This window comes from Cyanobium sp. BA5m-21 (assembly GCF_024346235.1).
GTDB lineage: Bacteria > Cyanobacteriota > Cyanobacteriia > PCC-6307 > Cyanobiaceae > Cyanobium_A > Cyanobium_A usitatum.
This window is the reverse complement of sequence record NZ_JAGQCO010000040.1, coordinates 1-20,286: the sequence shown is the minus strand read 5'-3', so window position 1 is coordinate 20,286 and position 20,286 is coordinate 1. Positions and strand designations below refer to the sequence as shown.

Annotated in this window: 17 protein-coding genes and 1 pseudogene; 14 read left to right on the top strand and 4 right to left on the bottom strand. The window is 60.5% G+C overall.

Going from position 1 to position 20,286, the window contains the following annotated elements; translation table 11 throughout:
* Positions 1-8,980, top strand: an 8,980-nt coding sequence (locus KBY72_RS11235; RefSeq protein ID WP_254993633.1) for an Ig-like domain-containing protein, incomplete at its 5' end; no start/stop codon positions are given.
* A gap of 107 nt (positions 8,981-9,087) precedes the next feature.
* Here KBY72_RS11235 and KBY72_RS11230 read toward each other — a convergent pair.
* On the bottom strand, positions 9,088-9,261 hold the full coding sequence (locus tag KBY72_RS11230; RefSeq protein WP_254960976.1) for a DUF1517 domain-containing protein: 174 nt from the start codon (positions 9,259-9,261) through the stop codon (positions 9,088-9,090).
* A gap of 92 nt (positions 9,262-9,353) precedes the next feature.
* Between KBY72_RS11230 and KBY72_RS14535 the strand changes: the two are divergent.
* Positions 9,354-10,552 (top strand): annotated as a pseudogene (locus KBY72_RS14535) (ISAs1 family transposase).
* Here KBY72_RS14535 and KBY72_RS14530 read toward each other — a convergent pair.
* The gene (locus KBY72_RS14530; protein WP_396121830.1) at positions 10,503-10,760 is read right to left on the bottom strand and encodes a DUF1517 domain-containing protein; all 258 of its coding nucleotides are present in this window, start codon (positions 10,758-10,760) and stop codon (positions 10,503-10,505) included. The pseudogene KBY72_RS14535 and the gene KBY72_RS14530 sit on opposite strands and share 50 nt — an antisense overlap.
* Positions 10,761-11,079: 319 nt before the next feature.
* On the opposite strand from KBY72_RS14530, the gene KBY72_RS11210 reads away from it, so the two are divergent.
* The 7 genes from KBY72_RS11210 to KBY72_RS11180 all read left to right on the top strand — a co-directional run bounded on the left by KBY72_RS11210 (position 11,080) and on the right by KBY72_RS11180 (position 14,998).
* The gene (locus KBY72_RS11210) at positions 11,080-11,247 is read left to right on the top strand and encodes a transposase (RefSeq protein WP_254960973.1); all 168 of its coding nucleotides are present in this window, start codon (positions 11,080-11,082) and stop codon (positions 11,245-11,247) included.
* Between the two features lie 161 nt (positions 11,248-11,408).
* Positions 11,409-11,672 (top strand): IS3 family transposase, encoded by a 264-nt coding sequence (locus tag KBY72_RS11205; protein ID WP_254960972.1) that lies wholly within the window; start codon positions 11,409-11,411, stop codon positions 11,670-11,672.
* A gap of 65 nt (positions 11,673-11,737) precedes the next feature.
* Complete coding sequence (locus KBY72_RS11200; RefSeq protein WP_254960971.1) at positions 11,738-13,363, top strand: integrase catalytic domain-containing protein; 1,626 nt, start codon at positions 11,738-11,740, stop codon at positions 13,361-13,363.
* A 49-nt stretch (positions 13,364-13,412) separates the two neighbouring features.
* Positions 13,413-13,712 (top strand): hypothetical protein, encoded by a 300-nt coding sequence (locus KBY72_RS11195; protein ID WP_254960970.1) that lies wholly within the window; start codon positions 13,413-13,415, stop codon positions 13,710-13,712.
* A gap of 9 nt (positions 13,713-13,721) precedes the next feature.
* A complete protein-coding gene (locus KBY72_RS11190) occupies positions 13,722-14,291 on the top strand; it encodes a hypothetical protein (protein ID WP_254960969.1) in 570 nt (189 codons plus the stop codon).
* 15 nt (positions 14,292-14,306) lie between these two features.
* Complete coding sequence (locus KBY72_RS11185) at positions 14,307-14,579, top strand: prevent-host-death protein (RefSeq protein WP_254993632.1); 273 nt, start codon at positions 14,307-14,309, stop codon at positions 14,577-14,579.
* 2 nt (positions 14,580-14,581) lie between these two features.
* Complete coding sequence (locus KBY72_RS11180) at positions 14,582-14,998, top strand: PIN domain-containing protein (protein ID WP_254993631.1); 417 nt, start codon at positions 14,582-14,584, stop codon at positions 14,996-14,998.
* 186 nt (positions 14,999-15,184) lie between these two features.
* On the opposite strand, the gene KBY72_RS11175 is transcribed toward KBY72_RS11180, so the two are convergent.
* The gene (locus KBY72_RS11175; protein ID WP_254960966.1) at positions 15,185-15,382 is read right to left on the bottom strand and encodes a hypothetical protein; all 198 of its coding nucleotides are present in this window, start codon (positions 15,380-15,382) and stop codon (positions 15,185-15,187) included.
* A gap of 138 nt (positions 15,383-15,520) precedes the next feature.
* On the opposite strand from KBY72_RS11175, the gene KBY72_RS11170 reads away from it, so the two are divergent.
* From KBY72_RS11170 to KBY72_RS11150, 5 genes are read left to right on the top strand one after another with little or no spacing between them, the layout of a single operon-like run.
* Positions 15,521-16,531, top strand: coding sequence for a CobW family GTP-binding protein (locus tag KBY72_RS11170; RefSeq protein WP_254993630.1), 1,011 nt, complete (start codon positions 15,521-15,523; stop codon positions 16,529-16,531).
* Positions 16,528-17,277: a GTP-binding protein gene (locus KBY72_RS11165; protein ID WP_254960964.1), complete on the top strand. Its 750-nt coding sequence runs from the start codon at positions 16,528-16,530 to the stop codon at positions 17,275-17,277. The genes KBY72_RS11170 and KBY72_RS11165 overlap by 4 nt, the downstream gene beginning before the upstream one ends.
* Positions 17,278-17,282: 5 nt before the next feature.
* Positions 17,283-18,104 carry a metallophosphoesterase family protein gene (locus tag KBY72_RS11160; RefSeq protein WP_254960963.1) on the top strand — a complete coding sequence of 274 codons (822 nt, stop codon included), beginning with the start codon at positions 17,283-17,285 and terminating at the stop codon, positions 18,102-18,104.
* A complete protein-coding gene (locus tag KBY72_RS11155) occupies positions 18,104-18,814 on the top strand; it encodes a phosphoesterase (protein ID WP_254960962.1) in 711 nt (236 codons plus the stop codon). The genes KBY72_RS11160 and KBY72_RS11155 overlap by 1 nt, the downstream gene beginning before the upstream one ends.
* Positions 18,811-19,713 (top strand): alpha/beta fold hydrolase, encoded by a 903-nt coding sequence (locus KBY72_RS11150; RefSeq protein WP_254993629.1) that lies wholly within the window; start codon positions 18,811-18,813, stop codon positions 19,711-19,713. The genes KBY72_RS11155 and KBY72_RS11150 overlap by 4 nt, the downstream gene beginning before the upstream one ends.
* Here the strand turns inward: KBY72_RS11150 and KBY72_RS11145 are convergent.
* On the bottom strand, positions 19,622-20,286 hold a 665-nt coding region (locus tag KBY72_RS11145; RefSeq protein WP_254960960.1), incomplete at its 5' end, for a metal ABC transporter permease. The two genes, KBY72_RS11150 and KBY72_RS11145, sit on opposite strands and share 92 nt — an antisense overlap.

The following is a 20,286-nucleotide window of genomic DNA, read 5'->3' as shown; positions in this document are numbered from 1 at the left end:
CAGCTACCGCGAGGGTGATCCCGCCCTACTCCTCAACCCTGAGCTGACCCTCACGGATCGAGATAGCACCCAGATCAGCGCCGCATCCATCGCCATCACCGCTGGTTTCACCACCGGCGATGTCCTGAGCCTGCCGATCACCGTCAGCGGCATTACCGCCACTTACAAGGCTGCAACCGGTGTGTTGAGACTCACCGGCGATGCATCGCTGGGCGATTACCAGAAGGCCCTGCGGGCCGTGAGCTACAGCACAACCAACGCCAACCCAACCGCCACCAGCACCAGCCGCGCCATCACCCTCCAGGTGACGGATGTCGGCACCCCCGCTCCAGCCAGCAGCACGGTGACGACCACCACCGTCAATCTGACGGCGGTGAATAACAACCCCACCTTGACAGTCTTCTCGGCTGGGGCTGTTTCAGGCCTAGAGGACAGCACGATCACCATCCGCTACGGCGATCTGATTGGCAACGGTTCTGCCCAGGGCCAGGTCGCTGATCCCGATGGCACCGTCACGGTTCTCGAGGTCAGAGAACTGCTCAGTGGTTCTCTCTTGCTCGGCACCACTCTGGCAACAGCAACGCCCTACAGCGCCACGAGCAATGCCCAGATCGATGCCAACACCCAGGCCTATTGGACCCCTGTCGCCAATGCCAATGGCACAGGCAACAATGCCCTGAGTGCTTTCACCGTCGTGGCACGCGACAACAGCGGTGCTGTGTCGGTACCGCCGCGCACCGTGCTCGTCGATGTGACCCCTGACCAGAGCGATGCAGCCCTGATCACCAAGGTCTCCTTGCCCGCCAATGGCACCTACAGCACTGACGACAACCTGCTCTTCTCGATTGCGTTTGATCGTGCGGTCACGGTCAACACCACCAATGGCACCCCATTGCTGCCGATCACCCTCGATACCGGCAGCGGTGCCGCCGCCAGCTACCTCAGCGGCACTGGCACCAACACCTTGCTGTTCCAGTACACCGTCCGAGGCGGTGATTTCGACAGCAGCGGCATCGCCGTTGCAGCAGCCCTCAATCTCAATGGCGGTCAGATCACCAGCATCGATAACGGCCTACCCGTCAACAGCACCCTCACCTTGCCGGGCTTTGCCTCCACCACTGGTCTGCTCGTCGATGGCATCAACGACGCCCCTGAGATCAGCTCAACAGCGACGTTGGCACTCTCCTACCGCGAGGGTGATCCCGCCCTACTCCTCAACCCTGAGCTGACCCTGAGTGATGCCGATAGCACCAATTTCAGCTCGGCCACGGTGCGCATTAGCGCTGGTTTCACCACTGGCGATGTCCTGGCACTGAGCACTCAGGTCAGTGGCGATACCGGTGTGCAGGGCAGCTGGAATGCCGATACCTTCACCCTCACGCTCACCCCGAGCACCGATCAGAACGCGCCGCAACCAACCCTGATCCATCTGCTCAGGGCGCTGCGGGCGGTCACCTACGCCAGCAGCAGCGACAACCCCACCGCCACCAGCACCAGCCGCACCATCGAGTGGCAGGTCAGCGACAGCGGCCAGGCGACGAGCGCCGTGGCAGCGGGCACGTTCACCATCACGCCGGTGAACGATGCACCCACCTTCTCGATCCTGGGCACCGGTGTTGTCCGCACCGAGGAAGACACCGCCGCTGAGATCAGTTTTGAGACCCTGGCGTCTGTTTCCAACGCCAGCGATGTCGATGGTCAGGTGAATGCCTACGTGGTGAAAGCGGTGACCAGCGGCAGCCTGCGCCTGGGCAGCAGCGCTGAAACCGCCACGGCCTGGGCGGTAGGCACCAATGACGCCATCACGGACAACACCAAGGCCTTCTGGACACCTGCCGCTGACGCCAACGGTGATGGAATCAGTGCCTTCACCGTGGTCGCCCGCGATGACGGCGCCAATGGCGGTGTGGTGTCGACCACACCGGTTGCGGTGACGGTGGATGTCACTCCAGTGGCGGACATTGCCCAGATCACTGGCTTCCAGATGCCGGCAAATGGCAGCTATGGCATCGGCTCCCAGCTCAAGTTCGCGATCAGCCTCGATCGCGCCATCAGCCTCGATTCCGCTGGCGGTTTGCCAAGCCTGAGCCTGCAACTCGATGGCAACCGCAGCGTCAATGCTGTTCTGGAGGGCGCGCCAGACAACGCAATCACCCATTACGCCGCCGGTGATCAGCTCACCTTTGCTTACACCGTCGCTGACGGTGATTTGCGTAGCTCCAGCGGCATCGGATTGCCTACCAGCCTGAGCCTCCCCGATGGCAGCAGCCTCACCAACACCGATGGCGGTGTGAGCGTGGATGTGAACCGCACGCTGCCACCAGCAACCAGCTCCGCTGTGTTGGTTGATGGTGTGCTGCCGGGGCTGGCAACAATCAAGGTGGCTGCAGGCAGTGAAAGTAACCGCGCGGTGCAGACCTTCCGCGTCACCTTCTCAGAGCCTGTGAGCAACGTCGATGCCACCGACTTCCGCCTCACGGCAACGGGTACTGCCATCGGCTCGTTGAGCCATGTGCAGGCCGTGAATCCCATTAATGGTGTTACTGCAACTGATGGTGTTACTGCAACTTTTGATGTCACGGTGAGCGAGATCAGTGGCCTGGGCCGTCTGGTGCTCCAACTCAAGAGCAGTGGCACCGGTATTACCGATGCTGTTGGTAATCCGCTTGCTGTAGGGGCAGTTGCGAGCGGCAGTATTGAAGTGGATCGGGTTGGTGCTTTTAGCCGTGTAGCCGGTGATGACCGTCTGAGCCTGGCGGAGGCCACCAACCCCAACGGCATTCAGGTCAAAGGCACGGTGTCCCAGGCCGTGGCGGGGCAACAGTTGGATGTCCTGATCTCGCCTACTGGGTCCTCCAATAACCCTGTGTTGTTGGCCACGATCACGGCCCAGGGCGATGGCAGCTGGAGCGCAGTGGTGCCCAAAGCCAGCCTGGATCCCCATGGCACGGGGTCCTACACCCTGACTCTGAAGCAGGGCAGCAGCACCCTAGGAACCAAGGATATTTCGATTGATCGGGATCCACCTACCCTAAGTAATCCGATTACCGATTCCGGTAACAACCCCTTCTTCTCCGGTGGTGGCCTGCTCAACAAGGCAGAAGTTGCTGCTGGCCTAACGATCAAGGGCACCACTGATGCAGAAGACGGTCAGCAAGTGGATGTGAGCCTCGGCGGCTTCAATGGCGCCGGCGTGGTGAGTAATGGCAATTGGCAGGTGCAATTCAGCGATAGCCAGTTGCGGACCCTTCGCGATGGATCGATCAACCTGGGCCTGTCGGTGAGTGATTTGGCCGGCAATCTCAGTACTGCTGATTACGGCCTCACGCTGGATACCACAGCGCTGGTGACTCTGGCGACGATTTCCACTGACTCATGGATCAACCTCGCCGAGAGCAGCCAAGCCCTCACGATCAGTGGCGTGGCTGCGGATGTGCAGGAGGGTGCTTCTGTCAACTTGGCGATTACATCGACCAGTGGTAGCAGCACGTCAACGCTTTACAGCAGTCCATCCGGCTCGGTGAGCCAAGGAGCCTTCAGTTTCAATGTGCCGGCGTTTAGCTGGCTCAATGGCACCACTTACTCCGTTACCGTGATCGGTAGCGATGCTGTTGGTAACCCCTTCTCTGCCACAAAAACGGTGACGGTCGATACGACGCCTCCCATCGTTGATTTGCAGTTGTCCTTTGGTTCGGCGCCAGCTGTCCGTTTCCTCGATCCATCGTTTGCTGGCCAGTTCGCTGGTGCGATCAACACCTCTGCCACCCTCAACGCCGCTGAGTTGGCTGCCGGTGTACTGCTCAGCAGCAGTGCCAGCACTGATGCCGCTACCACGCTGGTTAGCGTCAATGGCGTCAGCCAGTTGGTGGCGCCGAGCAGCAGCAACGGCACTAGCAGTTGGGGCTTGGCCTTGGATGCTGAACGCTTCTTGCTGCCCAATGAGGGAGCCTTCAGTGTTTCGGCAACCGTGACTGATCAGGCCGGCAATCGTGCCACTGGCGGCGGCTCAATCACGATTGACCGCTTGGCTGCGATCACCATCAGCTCGCCTGTCGATGGGGTTGGCGGTAATAATCTGCTCAATCCTGCTGAGGCGGCAGCAGTAACGATTTCTGGAACGGTCGCCAATGTGCTGAGTGATACCAGTGCCAGCGTGGTGATTGATGTGCTGGCTGATAAGGCCACAACACCGACATTCACAAGTTCAGTTCCGCTCTCCACGAATAGCTGGACTACTCCGGCCCTGGACCTCAGCAGCTTGGCTAACGGCAACTACAGCCTGCGTGCCAGTGTCCGTGATGGTGCCGGAAATTTGGTTTCCGCAAGCCAGTCTTTTGTCATCAACGCCGGTCCGCCAGTGTTTAGGTCCACGGCCATGGCTGGGGACTCCTTTATTAATGCCAGTGAACTGAGCAGTGGCTTGGAGCAGATCCTCTCGGGTTTGGTGAGCAACGTAGAGGACGGCCAGATCGTGCAGGTGACGCTGCCTGGAGCTGGATCACTTGCCAGCCGCAGCGTGAGCGCCGTTGTGTCGGGGGGAGCCTGGAGCCTGCCGGTTCCCGCCGATTTGCTGGAGGCCTATGGCGCCACCGAACGCTCTTATACGGTAGGACTGGCGCTGACCAATCAAGCCGGCAATAGTGCTAGCAGCACGAGCGACTTTACGGTGGACACGGTAGCGCCGGTGCTGGCCGTTACGACTCCAACCGAAGAGCAGTGGGGTGATGCGGCCACTAATCCCGATGCTAATCCGATCACGCTGACTGGCACGACGGCAGGCCTCGAGGCTGGCCAGGCGGTCTCTGTGGAAATCAACAACAACAGATTGTGGGCCATCCGTGACGCCAGCAACCCACTCAATTGGAGCCTCAGCCTTGGAAGCAAAGTGCTGCAAAAACTCTATGCAGCCGGCAACAGGCTGCTGCTCAAAGCCACTGACCTCGCCGGCAACACAGCCATCCTCGACCAGACCTTTAACGTCACCGGAGTAGACACCACACCACCGGTAATCCTTGATCTACCCACCAATCAGATCATCAGCGCCGATGAAGGTGCACTCCTGATCGCCCAGTTCAAAGCCAACCAGTCCGTCACCTGGAGCCTGCAAGATGTCGATCCCACCCAGCTCGGAATTAACCCCACGAGCGGTAGCTTCTCTTTCTTCAAGCCCATCCAGCTCGCTGATAGAGATGCTGCTAACAAGCCCCTCGGCAATCTCTCGATTCCTTTTACGCTTATAGCCACCGATGCCCGCGGCAATCAAACCAAGAAGCCATTAACCCTGGCAGTGATCAACATCACGGATCAGGCGCTGGATATCTTTGACCAAGATGGAATTAGCCAAAGTGTTGAGGATGCAGCCACCAATGGCCGCAGCACAACCCCGGGAGATCTCAACAACGACGGCATTCTCGATAGTCGGCAACCCAACGTGGCCTCCGTGCCGTGGGTCAGCAAAGGAAACTTCCAAACAGCCTCTTCTAATCCGACAGAGGCTTTGCCCGACAGCTTTACGTCGCTGCAGGCCGACAGCGATGTGCGGATCGTCAATGTCAACGTCCTTAAACCAGAGGAGCTTGCCGTACCTGGGAATGGCTCATCAGCTGTTCCATCCGTGATCGTCAGCACAACAGCCGGGAGCAGTCAGAGCGGCAGTGTCGTCGTGAGCTATCCCTACGACCCCCTGGCATTCCGGCTGGAAAGCATCGACAACGTCACCCAGGAACGACTCGACAGGTTTATCGATCTAGCTCCCGCACTAGCCGACGGCAGTGATCCATACCCGGGAGATCAGGTACGGCAGGTGATCCTTCTGCCAGGCAATGGCCTTGCGATGAATACCTACACCAAATGGAACCCATCAGCCAATAACGGCACAGGGGGTTGGTTTGAATTCCTCGCCGACGGCAATCCCTACACCTACGACAATGGTGCAGAGCTGATAGACCTCAACGGTGATGGACTCATTAATCAGATCGTCCTGACCTATACCGATGGCGACCCCGCTGGCGGTGATATTGACGGCATCGTCAATGGCATCATCGACGATCCGGGCATGCCTGGACTAATCTCAACGGCTCCGACAACCACCGCGGCCGTTAGCGCCATTAACGACAACGTCGGCATTATCAGCGGCACCGTCAACCCAGGCAGCACCACCGACGACACCTCCCTGTCGATCAGCGGCACCCTCTCCGCGGCCCTGGCCACCGGTGAAACCGTTCGGATCTACGACGGCAGCATGTTCCTTGGCACCGCCAATGTCTCCGGCACCAGCTGGAGCTATGTCGATAGCCGTACCCTCACCAATAACCAGAACCTCAGCTATACGGCCCGAGTTGCCGATGCCGCCGCCAACCAGTCCCCCGCCGGCAGCGCCTACACCGCAACCATCGATTTCACCCCGCCAGCTGTTAGCTCCTTCACACTCTCTGATTCCGCACTACAAATAGGCGATACCGCAACCGTTACACTCACATTCTCAGAAGCCGTAACCGCCTTCAGCAGCGCCGCTGATATCACCGCTCAAAACGGCAGCCTCTCAGCGATGACCACCCCCAATGGAGGCATCACCTGGACTGGCACCTTTACACCAACATCATCGATAGAAAATCCAACCAATATCCTCACACTCGCCAATACCTATACCGATCTCGCTGGCAATAATGGCGTCACAGCCACAACAATCAACTACACCGTTGATACCCTCGCTCCTGCCGTTAGCTCCTTCACACTCTCTGATTCAGCACTACAAATCGGCGATACCGCCACTGTTACCCTCAACTTCTCAGAAGCCGTAACCACTTTCAGCAGCGCCGCTGATATCACCGCTCAAAACGGTATCCTCTCATCGATGACCACCTCCAATGGAGGCATCACCTGGACTGGCACCTTCTCGCCATTGGCAGTAATAGAAGATGCCACCAATATCCTCACCCTCGCCAATACCTATACCGATCTCGCTGGTAATACCGGCATCACCGCCAACACAGCCAACTACACCATTGATAGCTCTGCACCCTCTGTCGTGGCTGTTCGCTCGTCGACTCCAAATGGAACCTATGGCGTGGGTGACATCATTACCCTTCAAGTTCAGTTCTCAGGAGGGCTTGTAATCACCGGCTCTCCTAAACTGAAACTTGAAACCGGCAGTATTGATCAATTAGCCAGTTTCACGGCCTTAGGCAGAACGGCAATTGCGGACGATACCCTCACCTTCACCTACACAATCCAGGTTGGTGATACCACTGAAGATCTTGATCAACACTCTGCCAGTGCACTGGAATTAAACGGCGCCACCATCAAGGACGCCGCTGGCAATGACGCCATCCTCAGCCTGGCTCAGCCTGGGAATATTGGATCGCTCGCTAGCAATGGAACCCTAATCATCGATACCAATCCGAGCACTATCGGTCTCGATAACGATGGCGCTGATGATTCTTATGAGCTTGGTAAAGATTTCAATAAAGATGGCATTGATGACAGCAAACAGGAAACTGTGACGACCTTCGCGTCGACACAAGGGACCAGCAGCTTGGTCTTGAAAACTCCCGCTTCAACCCAGCAAACTAGCCTAAATGGCGGCATCGTTACTACCACTACTTCACTATTTTTTGACAACGCAACCAGCAACCCCACCTCCTTCGGGGGCCTTCAGGCTAGCATTAATGATTCCAATCCCAATTCTACCGCTACGGTTAAAAGAACTTCAGAGCTGATCAGCTTTACGGTTTCGCCAAAAGTTGCCACGTCCGGCGATGTCAGCGGCCTGGATATTGAAAAGATCAGGGATAATGCAATAGCAAAGTTTGAGTCGACAGTTCAGGAAGTTGATCTTTACTTCCCCGCAAATCCAGATGCAGGCGAAAGCTGGAATGCGATCTATAAAAAGAATAAAGATGGTGACTATTTCCTGTTTAATTACGATCCGATCACTGGCCTGGGCGGAATACTTCTTGATCGAGACAATGATGGCAAGGTCGATGGGGCAAGACTTTATTTAAAAGACGGTGAACTTGGGGATTTTGATGAGACGGTCAATGGCCGCATTGTTGATCCTGTTGGCATGGCAACGGTATCTGCGCCCACATTGCGGATTAGCAACGACAACAAGGGATTTACTGTTGATGGGGTAGAAGGTACCGGTCTGTGGATCACATTGGATGTCAATTCTTTTAGCTCCGCAACCCAAAGCAATTTAGAAATTTTCGACAGCGGCACTGGGAACTTCTATGGGGCAATCGGTGCCACCCTAGGCTCTGGCCCTACAGGAATCCAGACTATTTACATTGATGCCGGAACGACGATCAGCTTCCGCTACAGCGATGGTGCCGGCCAGGCCAATAGCAATCCCGCCCTCAATATCACTAATACAGCCAACGGCTTCAGGCTTGGCCTCGATGCAGACCGTAACGGCACGTACACCGACTTGATGCTTGACATCAGCAGCTCGTTCGCGGCTAGCTCACCCGCCAGCCTGGCCATGGCCCGCAAACAGCTGACCAGCAGCGACACGATCCTGGACCTAACCAGCATCACGGCAGCGGGCATCCGGTTGACTCTTGATATTTCAACCGATTGCAGCCTGCGCAACCGATTTGGATTCGTAAAACTCGACCCCTTAACAGGCACTTCCTATAAGGTTAATGGGATTTCCCAGAATGATGGCGCCGCCTTCCGCAGCGCCGTCCTTAGCCAATTCATCAATCCCTACCAAGGTTCAGGCACTTCGCACCAAAATGGCCAATCCAGGCAAAGTATTTCCTGGACCCTCGACAGCACTGCTGCCGGCTATTACGCCCCGGTGATGATCACCGAAGGGGGTGAGGTGCTGACCTTTGGTGCCACCACCGCCAGTGATGGACGCCAGCACGTCAAACTGCTTGGCACCAACACCTTTGGCTTCGAGGATCTCCTCGCTAGCCAGGGCTCCGATTGGGATTTCAATGACACCAAGATCAGGGTGAGCATCAGTGACTAAAACCCTAAAAGTTTTGTCCCTTACGGTGCAGTGCATCAAAGCTGTCAGGCATCCCGGAATGCCCATGAGAAGTCAATACTCAGCCTGTTGGTGCCATGAATCCAATGTCATAGATGTTGCAAATCCGGATAGGCCGTAATCAAGGCATCGGTGTTCAGCACTTCGCTCACCCCTTCGGGCTGCCAGATCACTTCCAGGGCGATCAACTCATCCACGCCCACAGCCCCCAATTGCTGCAGCGACTCGCGCAACTTCTCCGCCGTATCGGAGCCCTTGAGCAACAGCTTGTGGCAGGGCTGATTCAAAGTCCGTCACAGGCGTCCTTGCCGGGGCTGTCAGCATGGGTTGAGGTCGGCTGAATCGCCCCCTCCTTGTGCCTGAAAGCGCCTCCGCCGTAACCGATCTCGACCTGATCAGCTATCTGAGGTCAATCCCAGATGCGCGGATGCGGCGCGGGGTTCGGTTTCCGGCCTGGTATCTGCTGCTGCTGGCCGTGCTCGGAATCCTGAGTGGATGCCAGAGCTTGCGGGATCTGGAGCGTTTCGCCATCCGCCACCACAGCGTTCTGACCGAGGCACTCGGCCTGGCGTTGCGGCGGCCGCCATCGGATTCCTCGTTCCGCTACTTCTTCCAACAGGTGGATGTGGCCGCCCTGTGCACTGCGATCCGTGACTGGACGATCGCCCAAATCCCAGGTGGCGCAGCAGATCTCGATCAGCTGGTGTGTGACGGCAAGGCCTTGCGAGGGTCGATTGTGCCAACAACCTGTGGTGGCTCGGCGTTCATTGCCCAGGTCACGCTGTATTCGGCCGCCCTCGGTGTGGCCATCAGCCAGGCCTGCTACGCCACCGGCGAAAACCACGAGCGGGCGGTGCTGCGGCAGCTGCTCGGCGAGCTGGATCTGTGCGGCGTGCTGATCCAGGCGGATGCCCTGCACACCCAGAAACCGTTTTTCGGCAGCTCAAGGAGCAGGGAGCCGACTTCCTGCTGACCGTGAAAGGCAACCAGAAGACGTTGCATCGTCAGATCCGATCTCAGTTCCACGGAAAGCGGCATATTCCTTTCGTGGCGGACGTTTACGAGATTGGCCACGGCCGCGACATCGCCTGGACGCTGCGCGCCAAACAGGCTCCAGAGCACATCAGCGAGGCCTGGATCGGCACCAGCTGGATCGTGGAAGTCACGGCCAGAGGCACTCATGACGGCAGGCCGTTTCAAGCCACCCACCTGTTTCTGACGAGCCTGCGCACCACGCCAGAAGCACTGCTGCAACTGGTGCGCGACCGCTGGAGCATTGAGGGCTGGCACTGGATCCGTGACACCCAGCTCCGTGAGGACGCCCACCGCTACCGGGGTAATGGCGCCGGTGTGATGGCCACGCTGCGCACAGCAGCCCTCAATCTGCTGCGCCTGGCTGGGTTCCGCTCGATCCGGACTGGCTTACAGGCAGTGATGCACGACATCACGGCGCTGCTGGCAATGGCGCGGCGCCTGCCGGAACCGACTCCTGCTAAACTTTGTATCAGCCCTGCAGCTTGTGGCGGCTGGCCACCAGCAGGGTTATCGCGGTGAAATCGCTGCTGGCGTCGCTGTCACCTGAAGCAACATCGCCAGCGCTGAGGCGCTGACCTGCCACGTTGCTGGTGATCTCGCGATCGAGCTTGCTGCGCTCGGTCATCGACAGGCGATTGAAAGTAGATTCGGCTCTCCGGCAGCTCGCTGTAGGTGCGGCCGATTCGCCGCCTACCAGGGCTGCTGCGCTGAACGGCCCTGGCAGCAATAGATGAATAGGGCCTCACTCCACCCCGTTCAGCTGCTGGCGCAGCGACGGGACCGATCCCAGCGGAGGTCCGGCGTCAGGATGGCCTCAAACTGGAGAGGACCGGAGCAAGCCTTCCCCGCGCAACCGATCAATCCGCTGCAAGCCATCCGCCAACGGAGGTGCCAACGTGGATGCCATCAGTCCTTCAGTTGGAGAGCGCCGGTGGGAATCGCGATCGAGCTCAATGACCAACAGGCCCAGGTGATGTGGACCCCGGAAACTGAGCCAGTCCTTATGAGAGCTTTCCTACCGGCCAGAATTGGCCAGGATAAGCCCCATGAAACGCAAACGCCACAACCCCGAGCAGATCATCCGCAAGCTGCGCACCGCGGAACAACTGCTTAACCAAGGCCAAACCGTCGCCGATGTCTGCAGGGCTCTGGAGGTCTCAGCTCCGACTTATTACCGCTGGCAGCAGCTATATGGCGGGATGAAAGCGACTTAGGCCAAACGCCTCAAGGAGCTTGAGCAGGAGAACACCCGCCTCAAGCGGTTACTCGCAGATGCTGAACTGGATAAGGCAATGCTCAAGGAGCTTGTTGCGCTGTGAGGCGCACCTTGCGGTGCGACGGGAAACTTCTAAGCCCGGAGCGTCGTCGCAGGGCCGTGGTGGTTCTGCAGGATCGATTCCGGGTTTCCCAGCGGCGTGCCTGCCGGTTGACAGGTCAACACCGCAATACCCAGCGGCGCCCTGTGCCACTGGCAGACATCGAGGAGCAGAAGCTGCGCAGTCGGATCCGTGAGCTGGCGCGGCGCCATGTGCGCTGGGGCCGGCGGCTTGTCTACCGGCGGCTGAGGCTTGATGGCTGGAGCATCAATCACAAGCGAGTGCAACGGATCTGGCGTGAGTGCATGGCGACAATTAGATAGGCGGGGGCGTTGAATCTCAATTCTTGTTACCAGTCATATAGTGTTGCCTCAGTCAATTTGTTCCTTTGGCGTCGGCATCCAGCTCTGGTGAAAGCCGGCTCCAGCGTCAGCGGCGCAGGCAGCTGCTGGAGACAGCCCGTAGCCGCTACCAGTTGCTCAGTTACCAGGAGAAGGGTGCCCTGGTGGATGAACTGGTGGAACTCAGCGGGTATCACCGCAAATCGGTGCTGCGGTTGCTGCGCCAGCAGCCTGCGGACCATGGGGGTCCACCGGCCCGTGCTGGCGCTGATCACGAATCAGCGGCGGCGCTCGGCCGGAGGCGTTATGGCCCCGAGGTGGTGCAACTACTGGAGACCCTGTGGGAGGCCAGCGACCATCTCTGCGGCAAACGCCTGGCGGCGGTGTTGCCCACCCTTGTGGAGGCTCTCGAGCGCCATGGTCACCTGGAGATCGAACCGGTTCTCAAGAGATTGCTGCTGCAGGTGAGCCCGGCCACGATTGATCGGCTGCTGGCACCGGCTCGCTCTGCCCAGGGCGGTCAGCATCGGCGCCGCCGCTCGCGCATCGTCACCGGAGTGCGCAGGCGCACCACGGTGCGCACGTTCAATGGCTGGAAGGGTGTCGAGCCCGGCTGGTTCGAGATGGATCTGGTGGCCCACTGCGGTGGGCGCATGGAGGGCCCGTTCCTGTGGACGCTGGTGCTCACCGATGTGGCCAGTGGTTGGAGCGAATGTGTCCCGCTTCCCAGCCGCGATGGCCTGCTGGTGCGCTCAGCGCTCCAGGAGCTGCGGAAGCTGATACCGATGCCTCTGCGCGGCATCGACGTGGACAACGACACCGTATTCATGAACGAGGAGTTCGAGCGCTGGTGCGCCGAGGCCCGCGTGCCAGTCGAACTCACTCGATCACGGGCCTACAAATCCAATGACCAGGCCTGGGTGGAACAGAAGAACGGCATGCTGGTGCGCCGCGTAGTGGGGCACCGCCGGCTGGAAGGAGCTCAGCAGTTGGAGCGGCTCTGCCAGCTGTATGCCGCTCTGCGCCTGTTCACCAACATTTATCAACCATCGGCCAAGCGAATCCCGTTTGAGGAGACTGACCTGCGGGAGGGCCGCCGTCCCCGCCGCCGCCATGACGAACCGCTCACCCCAGCTGATCGGCTGCTGCGATGGGGAGGCATGGGCCGCAAGGGCCGCCAACGCATCGAGAAGCTGCAGCAACAATGCGACCCGGTCGCCCTGCTGGGGACGATCCGCCACAACCAAGCGGCCTTGGTGAATGGGGGGCGCGAGCCAGACCAGGAAAGAGAATCCGCCTCAACCACTTCCCAGGAGCTGGATAGCTTCTTGAACAGCCTGCGGCTGTTATGGCAGCGGAGTGAACCTGCCAAACGGGGCGGCTGGCAAACGCCCACCCGCACGTATCGCACTCGGGCAGACCCGACGCTGAGTTGCTGGCATCTAGTTCTCGAGTGGCTGCTGGCAGATCCGTTACTCACAGGCCAGCAGGCAATGCAGAGGCTGGATCGCGAACAACCCGGGCTCTATGGCGGCAGCCTGCGAACCCTGCAGCGACGGATGACGGACTGGCGTGTTGCCAATGCCGAACAGGTGGTGGGCATGCAGATGGAGGCATTCCAAGAGCAGGAAAACAACCAGCTCAACAGGAAAGAGGAGCTAAAGCAAAGGTGACAATTAAACGGGTAACAAATGCGGCGAGGCAACGCGCCCGCCTACGTAGTTGACACCGGGCAAGGCAATCGAGAAACAGTCCTCCTCCGGGCCGATCGCTGGTTCGGTTGCAGCGGGCGGAGATGCACCGCTGCAGAAAGCCGACGTGATCGCTTACGACACGGCACTACTGCGCCAGGAGAGCGAGACCGTCTATGCCAATCCCCGCTCTAATTCGTCTGCCCTGATTAACCAGCGGCGCCGCTACGCCGACCAGCTGAGCCTGTTGCTGCCAGGGCTTGCCAGCTGGGTTCAGTTCACAGCTGCTGCCGCCGGGGTGACTGGTAGCGCGGCCCTGCTGAGGGGTTGAGCGCTGGCAATGATCAGCCCCCGCCAGTTAACCAGTGGCATGCACCAGCGCAACTCAGCGCTGTGGGGCCCTACCCCCTTGCAGCCATTTGCCAATGCCCGCCTGCTGCTGGGCGAAAACGCCACCCCTGGTGACACCACCTCGCCGGTGGTGGCGGCCCATGTCCTCGAGTGCTTTCTGGAGCGGGCCAACTACATCTCCGCCAAGGAAAACGGCCCGGGGGTGGAGACCGGGGACTTCACCTACCAGGGCTACATCTGCCGCGCCAGCCGGCTGCCACCGCACCCTGGTGCGATCTGGCTGAGTAGGGAGCTGGAGTGGAGTCAGAACGGCCGGCGTGTCTCAACTGCCAGCAAAACTGTTGTGGCTCCCTGCGAGGGCGCAATTTGGCTTGGTGATCTAACCCTGCTCAATGCCGCAGGTGATGCAGGTGTCGATCCCTATGCCCAGTACACCTTGTTCACCGTGCTGGAGTTTGGTGCCAGCTACGGCTCAGGCGGCATCGGCAGCCTGGTGCAGCCGTTGATTGGTGAACGGGTGTTTGGCACGCTTAAGCCGAATCGGTTGGACCAGTCCTAAGGTGTACACACTTGTATGGCCAAGACAGTGACCGTCCGTGTCGGCATTCGTGAGCTGAGGGCCAAGTTGGCTTCTCACCTTGAGTCGGTGACGCCGATTGAGGTGACGCGCCACGGCCGCACTATTGGCCTCTACGTACCCCTGCCCCAGCCGGCTGAACGGGATGAGCGGGAACGACTGCTGGAAGCCGGCCGGCTGATGCAGGCCGAGCTGGAGCGCCTTGGCCTAACAGAGGAGGAGCTGAGTGCTGACTTCAAGGCTTGGCGTCAGCGGCGCCAGCAGCACTGAAGGTGGAGCGCAAACGACTCGTCCTTGACGCCAACATTTTGATTCGTGGCTGCCTTGGCGTGCGGGTGAGGAACCTGATCGCCGATTACGCCGATCGAGTGGACTTCTTTGTCGCGGAAGCCAATGTCGCCGAGGCGGCGGGCTACATCGCTGATCTCGCCAGAGAAAAGAACCTCGATGAAGTGCTCTGCGCAGAAGCCCTGCTCAGTTTGATGCGTGTTGTTCAGCTGGTGGCGGACACGGCACTCGAGTCAGCTCGAGCGGAGGCGCTGGCCAGAATCCGCGATGCTGATGACTGGCCTGCACTAGCGCTTGGCCTGCAACTGGAGTGCGCCATTTGGACGGAGGACCAAGACTTTTTTGGCAGCGGTATCGCCACGTGGACGACTCGCACGGTGGAGATCTACTTGAACAGTTGACTTGTCGTCGAGATGGGTCATGCTATTTGCATCTTCCAATTCCACTATCACTACTGCCTGCATCAGAGGCGAGGTGATTTGACAACGAGCATTAATGGTTCTTCTGGCATGGGGTCCAAAGTTCAGCGTGACTAGCTCACCCGGCGCGGGGGTGATCGGTGTGCAGGTCAGGGGTCGGTGATTCGACTACTGGTCTCTCACCGCCTGGCCTTGCAGGAAGTTGTGGATCATCTGCTCCATGCCGTTCTGCGTTCTCCCATGGGGACGCAGGCTCTTCTCGGCCCACACACGATCCAGCTCCTGGCGCAGCTTCTCAGGGATCCAGCAGGACAGCATCACCTTGCCCTCGCGGCTGGAGGTGCAATGGCGCTCAGGCGTGGACATCGAGCATTTTTGTGTACATGTGCACAATCTGCCACTGCCAGGCCCTCTGGACCAGCAACCGCTGGACTGCCGAAATCCCTGGCCAAAGGGGCCATCGATCAGTCAGAATGAGAACCGTTCTCAGTAATGGGTGGGTAGATGGGTCAGCAGGTCGTTCAGGTGCCCGTCACCCTGCTCACCGGCTTCCTCGGCGCTGGTAAGACCACCCTGCTTAACCACATCCTCAGCAACCAGCAGGGGCTGCGCAGCGCCGTGCTGGTCAATGAATTCGGTGAGGTGGGGATCGACAACGAGCTCGTGGTGGCCACCAGTGATCAGATGGTGGAGCTCAGCAACGGCTGCATCTGCTGCTCGATCAATGGGGAGCTACAGGAGGCGGTGCATCGGGTGCTCGAACGCCCCGAGCCACTGGATCTGATCGTGGTGGAAACCACCGGCCTAGCAGATCCGCTTCCCGTGGCCATGACGTTCATGGCAGGGGACCTGCGCGATCGGCTGCGGCTCGATTCGATCATCACCGTGATTGATGCCGAACACTTCAGCGCCACAGCCCTCGAAAGCCCGATCGCTCGCGCTCAGGTGGTTTATGGCGACATCCTGCTGCTCAACAAAGCCGACCTGGTTGATGAGCTACGGCTGAAGGAGGTTGAGGCCGAGCTGCGGGCGATCAAAACCGACGCACGAATTCTGCGGGCCAGCCGTGGTGATGTTCCTTTGGGCCTGCTGCTGAGCGTGGGGTTGTTTGAAACTGATCGCCTGGCATCGCTCCAGGCCCAGGAAGATGCCCATGAACAACATCACAACCACGGGGATCACCACCACCACGAGCATCACCACCATCCCCACACCCCGGAGTTGGAGGGCTTCAGTTCGGTGAGCCTGGCGGTGGACGCGCCGTTCGATCTGAGGCGCTTCCAGCACTTCCTTGACATCCAGCTGCCTGAATCGGTGTTTCGCGCCAAAGGGGTGCTCTGGTTCCGCGAAAGCGAGCGGCGCCACCTGTTTCACCTCTGCGGCAAGCGCTTCACGATCGATGACTCCGACTGGCCCGATGGCTCAGAGCGCCACACCAAAGTGGTGGTGATCGGCAAGGGCATTGACCAGGCAACGCTTAAGGCCCAGCTCGAGGCCTGCGTAGCGCTGCCATGAGCCAGACCCTGCTGATCTCTGGACCGCCTGGCTGCGGTAAAACCAGCTGGATTCTGAAGCGGGTCCAGGCTCATCGAGGCCCATGCGGGTATCTGCGGCTGGCCGGCTACCCCGACGAAGGGCTAGCCCAGGCGCCTGACGGCGGTATCGATCTGGCCTACCTGCAGGACCAGTGCCCGAGGCTGCTGGATCTGGCCGATCTCGATCAGGCCCTGGCACCAAGGCCGGAGCACCTTCTGGCGCTGATTGAACTACCCCAGTTCCAGCCGCCGACGGAATCGGGTCTTGGTGGGGTGGACCGGCGCGTGATTCCCCAACTGGAGGCCTTGCATCTCAAGCCCGACGAGCATTTGCACTTCGGGCGAGACACCGCCTTGCCCCGCCAGGACACCCTGGATTTCAGCAGTTTGCAGTCCTGGGAAAGGAACCTGGCTGGGAGTGTGTGGGATCCGGCCAGCCTGAGCAGCTTCTGGTTTGAACTGGTGAACGCTGCCTATGGCGATGTGTACCGCGCCAAGGCCCTAATGAACCTGCCCGATGGCCGGGCCTTCTTCTGCAACTGGATTGTGAGCCAGGAGGGCTCCCAGTTTCTGCCTTTGCAGACGATCGCCCCCCCTGACTGCCGCCCGGAGCGAATGTCGCGCCTCGTTGTGCAGGGCAAGGACCTCGAACCTGCCGCCATCGAGGTGACCCTCGCCGACTGCCTGCTGAGCCAAGCCCTGCCCCATTCATCCCCTTCCGCCTGATCGCCATGGCCCACGCCGTGATCTCCTGCCTGCACGCCAACCACGCCGCCCTGGAGGCCGTGCTCGCCGACATCGACCAACAGGGCATCGACACCATCACCTGCCTGGGCGATCTGGTGGGCTACGGCCCCCAGCCCAATGAGGTGGTGGAGTTAATCCGTCAGCGCGCCATCCCCACCTGCCAGGGCTGCTGGGATGAGGACATCATCGAAGGCCTCAACGCCTGCGACTGCAGCTACCCCTCCCAGCTGGCGGAAAGGCGAGGCCATCTGGCCCATCAGTGGACGGCCGATCAGCTGAGCGAGGAGAACAAGGATTTTCTTGCCAACCTGCCGATGTCGCTGCGGCGCGATCGGCTGCTGTTCGTCCATGGCAGTCCCAACAGTCAGCACGAATACCTGCTGCCCAACATGGATGCCTTCGCGGCGCTGGAGCGGGTCGAAACCGCCGGAGCCGACACCCTGTTCTGTGGTCATACCCATCATCCCTATGTGAGGGAGCTGCGGGATGGATCGATCCGGGTGCGCGTGCAGGAAGGTGTAGCCAGCGGCGGCCCATCTGTAGAAAGAGAAATCAATTTGCCGGTGCGCCGCATCATCAACGCCGGCTCGGTGGGTGAGCCGCGCCATGGCAACACCAACGCCACTTACGTGATTCACGACGAAGCCGCGGACAGCGTGGAGATCCGGGAGGTGGCCTACGACGTGGAGCGCACCTGCCGGGCCATCGTCGAATCCGGCCTGCCGGCGATCTTCGCGTGGCGCCTGCGCCATGGCTTCGAATACGCCGAGCGGGCCGATGACGCCAGCCACGTGTGTGAGCGCTGATGGCACGCTGGGCCTTAATAAGTGGTCTGCGCGGAGATCTGGAGGCCTATGAGGCCATCCAGGAAGATCTGCGCCACACCCGGCGGGTGGACACCCTTTTTGTGTTGGGGGATGTGATCGGTCCGGCACGGAATTGCGATGCCCTGCTGAGCCGGTTGCAGCAGCCGCGTCGTGGCGAACTGCAGCCGCAGTGCCTATATGGCTGGTGGGAGGACCAGCTGTTGGCCGAACGGGGATACCGGGGCGGGCGGCGAGCCGATGCCCTGCGCCTCAGCCAGGGGGAGACGGCCGTGGATGCCCTGCTCCAGGCCGTGGATCCTGGCCACATGGGCTGGCTGGCGGAGCTGCAGTTCGGCTTCATCGAGCTCGACTGCGCCCTGCTGCATGGCAGCTCGGCCACCGTGGAAGACAGCCTGGGCCCGGACAGCTCACCCCTGTTGTTGCTTGATCGGCTCACCCGCATGGAGGTGAACCGGCTGTTCACAGCGCGCAGCGGCCAGCAGTTCAGCATCGAACTCACTGGCGGCGGCATTGAGTCGCAGGTGCGGGATCTGGAGGGCCAACGGCACCAGCAGCAGAGCGTTCCCAAGCGCCAGGTGATCGGCATCGGGGCTGGCGTCCACTACACCATCTACGACCCCGGCACTGATCGCTTTGACTTTCTTACCGCCGGCAGCAGGTCCCAGGAGCGGGCGCGGGGGTTTGCATGACCCCGCAGCTGGGGGGGACTTTGGAGACCCTGCAGGTTGACCTGGCCGGCCGACAGCTGCGCTTGGTGCTGGAGCGCCGGGGGCATGCGGCGGCCCCCCTTTGGTTGCTGCTGCCGGCGCTGAGCACCGTGTCGAGCCGCGGTGAATGGAAAGCCTTTGCGAATGTGATGGGCGATCGGCGCCAGCTGGTGAGCTTCGACTGGCCCGGTTTCGGCGACAGTGACCGGCCAGCGATTGCCTACGACGCCGCCCTGCTGCGCTCGGCGCTGCGGGCCGTGCTCTCCTACCTCCGCACCACAACCCCTCAGCTGCCAATTGTGGTTGCCGCCGGCCACAGTGCCTCGGTGGCCCTGGGGCTGGCCACCGAATGGTCTGGGCTGTGGCAGGAGCTTGTGCTGGTGGCCCCCACCTGGCGCGGCCCCCTGCCGACGATGACCGGCTTGCCGCAGCAGCAGTTCAACTGGCTGCGGAGTCTTGTGGCAGCACCATGGATCGGCCCGGCGCTCTACCGGCTCAACACCAGCCGAATGCTGCTGCGCCTGATGCTGCGGCGTCATGTCTGGGTCGCCCCCGCCCTGCTCACACCGGCTCGGATCCGCGAACAGCAGCTTCTTGCCCGCCGCCCCGGAGCGCGCTTTGCCAGCGTGGCCTTCGTGAGCGGTGGCCTTGATCCGGTAGGTGATCGCACCTGGTGGCTGCAGCAGGCGCGGTTGCTCAAATGCCCGCTGCAGGTGGTGCTGGCGGCTGAGGCTCCGCCGCGCTCAAAGAAAGAGATGGAGGTTCTGGCCTGGGAGGCGGCTGATCAGCTCAGCGTGATTCCTGGTCGACTGGGGCTGCACCAGGAATTTGGGGCCCTACTGGCACGGCAACTGCTGGAGAGTTGCGTGTCTGCTGGCTGACCAGCAGCGCCAGCAGGAATCCTGCAAATTGCACGATCACCACACACGGACCGGAGGGCAGGTTGGTGAGGCCCGAGCCCAGTAGGCCAAGCAATGCACAGCTGCCGCCCAAGGTGGCTGAGGCGAGGGCATAGAGCGGGAAGTGGCGGCTCACGAGCCGCCCCCCGCAGGCAGGGATCACCACAAAGGCGCTGATCAGTAGCACTCCCACCGCTTTGATTGACACCGCCACCACTACCGCCAGCAGCACGATGAAGATCAGGCGGTGACGGTTGGCCCTCACCCCGAAGGCTCCAGCGAGATCGCTGTTGAGGGTGAGCAGCACCTGGGCCCGCAGGCTCAAGGCGAGATAGCCCAATGCAATCAGCAGCAGCAGGCCGATCACCACCAGATCGCTCCAGCTGATGCCGAGGATGTCGCCGAACAGCAGCTGCTGGATGCCGCCGCGGTAGGTCTCCACCAGGCTCAGGGCCACCACCGCAAAGGCCAGGGAGGTGGAATACACGATGTTCAGCAGGGCGTCTGCCGGCAGGCCACTGCGGGCCACCAGCTGGTTCACCAGCAGGGCGAACA